The organism is Micromonospora sp. AMSO12t (genome assembly GCF_008806585.1).
Lineage (GTDB): Bacteria > Actinomycetota > Actinomycetes > Mycobacteriales > Micromonosporaceae > Micromonospora > Micromonospora reichwaldensis.
The window spans coordinates 1-5,959 of record NZ_WAAS01000338.1; the positions used below are offsets into that span (position 1 = coordinate 1).

The following is a 5,959-nucleotide window of genomic DNA, read 5'->3' on the forward strand; positions in this document are numbered from 1 at the left end:
GGGTCCGGGGCGCTCGACGACGTTGGTGGTGGGGGGACGGACCCCGGACGACCTGTACGACGACGTGGCGTTGCGGGAGTTGGCGGCGGCCGCGTCGGCGCAGTCGTGGCAGTCCGGGTGGCTGCGGTACGTGCCGACGGTGGAGTCCGGCTGGCAGTGGCAGGGGGCGGTGGGCACGGCCGGTGAGACCGCGGTGCGGTTGGGTCCGTGGCACGACACCGAGGTGCTGGTGTGCGGCAGCCCGGAGATGACCGGGGCGACGGTTGCCGCGTTGACGGCGTCGGGGGTGCCGCGGGAGCGGATCCTGATGGAGAGTTACGACCATTGCCTGTATCCGCCGCTGGCGGGCGCTGCCGCCGCCGCGCCGGACGACTTCAGTTGGACGGGTGTGCGATGAGCGTCGACCACGGCGACCGGGTGGTCGCCGATGCGCACGGTGAGCTGACCCGGGCCGTGGGCGCGTTGGAGGCGCGCCGGTTCCGGGGTGGCCGGTGGCTGTCCGCCGACGAGGTGTCGGGCCTGGCCCGGTCGGCCGACGAGCGGTCGGCGCTGCTGGGTGGTGAGGTGGACCGGTTACGGCGGGAGAACGAGGGCCTGGCGCGGCAGGTGGAGATGTTGCGCCACGGCGCGTTGCCCAGCACCGGCGCGCAGGGCCCGGATCCGATGGTGATCGAGTTGGCGGTGCGGGCGCAGGACGAGGCGAACCGGACGATCGGTGAGGCCAGCGCGGAGGGCGCGGAGATCATCGCGGAGGCGCGGCGGCAGGCCGACGAGATCATCGCCGAGGCGCACGTGCTGGCCGGGGGTGTCGCCGGCCCGGCGGGGGCGGAGGGCGAGGAGTTGCGGCGGCAGGTGCGGGAGCTGGAGGGCCGGCAGGCGGCGTTGGTGGCGGCGGTGGCGACGGCGCAGCAGCACCTGAGCCGGTGGCAGGCGTACCTGTCGGAGCAGTCGGAGCAGTTGCGCTCCGACGCGGAGGCGGCCGGGGCGGTCGGCGCGCAACTGCGTGCCGTGCTCGGCGAGTAGCGGCGTCGCCTGCCCGCCGGACGGCGGGTCAGTGCTGGTCGACGGCGGCGACGGCGTCGGCGATGGGGGTGTTGCCGCCGACGAGTTCCAGGATCGCGCCGGCGCTGTGCGGGTGGTGGAGCAGGGCGACGAGGACCCGGGCGACGTCGGTGCGGGTCACGGCGCCCGCGGGGGCGTGTCGGGTGAGGGTGATCCGCCCGGTGGGCGCGTCGTCGGTGAGCCGGCCGGGTCGCAGGATCGTCCAGTCGAGGTCGCGGCCGGTCAGGTCGTCCTCGGCGGCCTTCTTGGCGCGCAGGTACGCCGCGAACACCTCGTCGGTGCCGGCGGGTGGTTCGCCTTCCACTCCCATCGAGGACAGCAGCAGGTAGCGGCGGACGTCGGCGCGTTGCGCGGCGTCGGCGAGCAGGACGGCACCGGCCCGGTCGACGGTGTCCTTGCGGGCGGCGCCGCTGCCGGGGCCGGCGCCGGCGGCGAAGAGGACGGCGTCGGCGCCCTCGAGGTGGGCGGCGAGCTCGTCGGCGCCGACGTGTTCGAGGTCGGCCACGACGGGCTGGGCGCCGGCGGCACGCAGGGCGGCGGAGTGGTCGGGGTTGCGGATCAGCCCGATGGCGGTGTCGCCGCGTCCGGCGAGTTCGCGGTGGGTCAGCTGGGCGATCTTGCCGTGTCCTCCGGCGATGACGACGCGCATACCGCCAACCTAGCCGCCGTCCCGTCACGGCGGGGCCGGTCGGCGGGGCCCGGGTCGGGCGCGGCGGTAGAGATCACCGGCCGGTGGTGATCTTCACGAGCTCCTCCGCGGGGCGGCGGCGGTGCCCGGGTGTTCGCCGCAGGGTGGTTGCCTGAGGCAGCATGGACGGGTGACGGAGACGGTCGACGCGCTGGCCGGCCTGGTGGCCGGCGGTGGTGTCGTGGTGTTGAGCGGGGCGGGCCTGTCCACCGAGTCGGGCATCCCGGACTACCGGGGGCCCAGCGGCGCGGCGCGGCGGCACACCCCGATGACGTACCAGGCGTTCACGCGCGACGCGCAGGCGCGGCGGCGCTACTGGGCGCGCAGCCACCTGGGGTGGCGGGTGATCGCGCGGGCGGCCCCGAACGAGGGGCACCGGGCGGTGGCGCGGCTGCAGGCCGGCGGGTTGGTCGAGGGGATCATCACGCAGAACGTGGACGGGCTGCACACGGCCGCGGGCAGCCCGCGGGTGGTGGAGTTGCACGGCCGCCTCGACGAGGTGGTGTGCCTGGGCTGCGGTAACCGGACGTCGCGGGAGGAGTTGGACCGGCGGCTGCGGGAGGCGAACCCGGGCTTCGACGCGCGGGCCGCGGCGGTCAACCCGGACGGTGACGTGGATCTCGCCGACGACGAGGTGGCCCGGTTCCGTACGGTCGACTGCACGTTCTGCCGGGTCGGCATGCTGAAGCCGGACGTGGTGTTCTTCGGGGAGACGGTGCCGGCGGCCCGGGTGTCGCGCTGTTTCGAGCTGGTGGCGCGGGCGCGGCTGCTGCTGGTGCTGGGTTCGTCGTTGACGGTGATGTCGGGTCGCCGGTTCGTGGTGCGCGCGGCGAAGCTGGGCATTCCGGTGGTGATCGTCAACCAGGGCCCGACCCGGGGCGACGGGTATGCGGCGTTGACCGTCGACGCGCCGCTGGGGCGGCTGCTGCCGGCGTTGGCCGACCGGACGGCCGGCGACGCCGCGGCGGGGCTGGCGGGCGTCGGCCGGTAGCGGTCCGCCGGGGGTGCGGGGCCGGCCGGTCATCGACTGTCGTCGCCGGCGGGGGTACGACCTCCGGTGGGCGGTGCGGCGCTGGTAGCGTTGACCATGCCGGCAGCACCCACGTGGGAGAGACCGCCCAGCAGCATCCCGGGCGGCGCCGAAGGGGCAAATCCTCCCCGGAACCTCTCAGGCAAAAGGACCTCGTGGGCAGGCACTGTGGAGCGCCTCGCGGGCGCGACAGAGGGGGAGGCCGACCTGTCGACCTCGCCCCCGGGAGCGCCGCCCATGACCGCAGAGCAGTTCGCCGCCCGCCACATCGGCCCGGATCCGGACGACGAGCGCCGGATGTTGGAGGCCGTCGGCTACGGCTCGGTCGAAGAGCTGATGGACGCGGCGATTCCCGAGGTGATCCGCTGGCACGGCACCCTGGACCTGCCGGAGCCGGCCAGCGAGCACGACGCCCTCGCGGAGCTGCGGGCCCTGGCGGCCCGCAACACGGTGGCCGTGTCGATGATCGGTCTGGGCTACCACGGCACGCACACCCCGGCGGTGATCCGCCGCAACGTGCTGGAGGACCCGGCCTGGTACACGGCGTACACGCCGTACCAGCCGGAGATCAGCCAGGGGCGGCTGGAGGCGCTGCTGAACTTCCAGACCATGGTCACGGACCTGACGGGGCTGGCCACCGCGAACGCGTCGATGCTCGACGAGGGCACCGCCGCGGCGGAGGCGATGACGCTCGCGCGCCGCGCGTCGAAGAGCAGGAGCGCGGTGTACGTGGTCGACGCCGACACCCTGCCGCAGACCATCGCGGTGATCACCAGCCGGGCCGAGCCTCTCGGCATCGACGTGCGGATCGTCGACACCGGGCGCGACGAGTTGCCGGCGGAGTTCTTCGGCCTGCACCTGCAGTACCCGGGGGCGTCGGGGGCGGTGCGTGACCAGGCGGCTCTGGTCGAGGCGGCGCACGCGGTCGGGGCGTTGGTGACCGTGGCGGCGGACCTGCTGGCCCTGACGCTGCTGCGCGCGCCCGGGGAGATCGGCGCCGACATCGCGGCCGGCACCACCCAGCGTTTCGGCGTGCCAATGGGCTTCGGCGGGCCGCACGCCGGCTACCTGGCGGTACGGGCGGGGCTGGAGCGGATGCTGCCGGGCCGGCTGGTGGGGGTGTCGCGTGACGCGGACGGCAACCCGGCGTACCGGCTGGCGTTGCAGACCCGGGAGCAGCACATCCGGCGGGAGAAGGCGACCAGCAACATCTGCACCGCGCAGGTGCTGCTGGCGGTGATGGCCGGCATGTACGCCGTCTACCACGGCCCGGACGGGCTGCGGCGCATCGCCCGCCGTACCCATGGCATGGCGGTGCGGTTGGCGGCGTCGCTGCGGGGTGTCGACGGCGTCGAGGTGGTGCACGAGGCGTTCTTCGACACCGTCCTGGTGCGGGTGCCCGGCGGCGCCGAGGCGGTGGTCGCCGACGCCGCGGCCCGGGGGGTCAACCTGCGGCTGGTCGACGCCGACCACGTGGGGGTGTCCTGCGACGAGACGACCACCCCCGCGCACCTGCGGAAGGTGTGCGACGCGTTCGGGGCCACCGTGGCCGGGCGGTCGGTGGCCGTGGCGGACGCTCCGGTCGAGGGCGCGTTGCCGGCGGCGCTGGCCCGTACGTCGGACTTCCTCACCCACGCGGTGTTCCGCAGTCACCACTCGGAGACGGCGATGCTGCGCTACCTGCGGCGGCTGTCGGACTTCGACTACGCCCTGGACCGGGGGATGATCCCACTCGGGTCGTGCACGATGAAGCTCAACGCCACCACCGAGATGGAGCCGGTGAGCTGGCCGGAGTTCGCGCACGTGCACCCGTTGGCGCCGGACGCGCAGACCACCGGCTACCGGGAGATGATCTCCCAGTTGGAGGGGTGGCTGGCGGAGGTGACCGGCTACGACGCGGTCAGCGTGCAGCCCAACGCCGGTTCGCAGGGTGAGCTGGCGGGTCTGCTGGCGATCCGGTCGTACCACCGCCAGCGGGGCGAGGCCCACCGGGACGTGTGTCTGATCCCGTCGTCGGCGCACGGCACCAACGCCGCCAGCGCGGTGATGGCGGGCATGCGGGTCGTCGTGGTGGGCTGCGACGACGGCGGCAACATCGACCTGGTGGACCTCGACGCGAAGATCGACAAGCATCGGGACGCCCTCGCGGCGATCATGGTGACGTATCCGTCGACGCACGGGGTGTACGAGACGGGCATCGCGTCGCTGTGCGCGAAGGTCCACGACGCCGGCGGTCAGGTGTACGTCGACGGGGCGAACCTCAACGCGCTGGTCGGGTTCGCCAAGCCGGGGAAGTTCGGGGCGGACGTGTCGCACCTGAACCTGCACAAGACGTTCTGCATCCCGCACGGCGGCGGCGGTCCCGGGGTGGGACCGGTGGCGGTGCGGGCGCACCTGGCGCCGTTCCTGCCGGGCGATCCGCTGGGGGTGCACGTCGACGGCCGGCCGGCGATCTCGGCGGCGCGGTACGGGTCGGCGGGGATCCTGCCGATCCCGTGGGCGTACCTGCGGATGATGGGCGCGGCGGGGCTGGTGCGGGCCACCGGCGTGGCGGTGCTGGCGGCGAACTACGTGGCGGCGCGGCTGCGCGGGCACTTCCCGGTGCTGTACGCGGGCAACAAGGGCCTGGTGGCGCACGAGTGCATCCTGGACCTGCGGCCGCTGACGAAGGCGACCGGGGTGAGCGTGGACGACGTGGCGAAGCGGCTGATCGACTACGGGTTCCACGCGCCGACGATGTCGTTCCCGGTGGCGGGGACGCTGATGGTGGAGCCCACCGAGAGCGAGGACCTGGCCGAGCTGGACCGGTTCTGCGACGCGATGATCGCCATCCGGGCGGAGATCGACCGGGTGGCCTCGGGGGAGTGGCCGGCCGGCGACAATCCTCTCGCCAATGCCCCGCACACCGCGGCGATGGTGTCGGGCGACGAGTGGTCGCACCCGTACCCGCGGTCGGTGGGCGCGTACCCGGCCGGGGTGGAGCGGGCCGGGAAGTACTGGCCGCCGGTGCGGCGCATCGACGGCGCGTACGGCGACCGGAACCTGGTGTGTTCCTGCCCGGCGCCGGAGGCGTTCGAGGGCTGACCTCGCGTGACGCCGGGGCGGTCGTGGTGCCGCCCCGGCGGGTGCGTCGACCTGGGCGGGGGGTGTCCCGACCGGGGGACCAGCCCGGATCGACG

The 5,959-nt window shown here is 74.3% G+C and carries 4 protein-coding genes, 1 pseudogene and 1 riboswitch; of the genes and pseudogenes, 4 read left to right on the forward strand and 1 reads right to left on the reverse strand.

Translation table 11 applies throughout. From position 1 onward, the window contains the following. Nucleotides 1-397: pseudogene (locus tag F6X68_RS29695) on the forward strand (oxidoreductase); the annotation flags it as partial. Then, nucleotides 394-1,023 carry a hypothetical protein gene (locus F6X68_RS29700; RefSeq protein ID WP_151457350.1) on the forward strand — a complete coding sequence of 210 codons (630 nt, stop codon included), beginning with the start codon at nt 394-396 and terminating at the stop codon, nt 1,021-1,023. The pseudogene F6X68_RS29695 and the gene F6X68_RS29700, both read left to right, overlap by 4 nt. 28 nt (nt 1,024-1,051) lie before the next feature. Here F6X68_RS29700 and F6X68_RS29705 read toward each other — a convergent pair whose 3' ends face one another. Then, on the reverse strand, nt 1,052-1,711 hold the full coding sequence (locus tag F6X68_RS29705) for an SDR family oxidoreductase (RefSeq protein ID WP_151457351.1): 660 nt from the start codon (nt 1,709-1,711) through the stop codon (nt 1,052-1,054). Between the two features lie 169 nt (nt 1,712-1,880). On the opposite strand from F6X68_RS29705, the gene F6X68_RS29710 reads away from it, so the two are divergent. Both F6X68_RS29710 and gcvP read left to right on the forward strand, forming a co-directional pair. After that, entirely contained in the window at nt 1,881-2,741 is an 861-nt protein-coding gene (locus F6X68_RS29710) for an NAD-dependent protein deacetylase (RefSeq protein ID WP_151457352.1), read from the forward strand. A 104-nt stretch (nt 2,742-2,845) separates the two neighbouring features. Then, nucleotides 2,846-2,944, forward strand: a riboswitch (glycine riboswitch). 73 nt (nt 2,945-3,017) lie between these two features. Next, nucleotides 3,018-5,864, forward strand: a complete 2,847-nt coding sequence (gene gcvP, locus F6X68_RS29715) for an aminomethyl-transferring glycine dehydrogenase (RefSeq protein ID WP_151457353.1) — start codon at nt 3,018-3,020, stop codon at nt 5,862-5,864. The last annotated feature ends 95 nt before the right edge of the window (nt 5,865-5,959 follow it).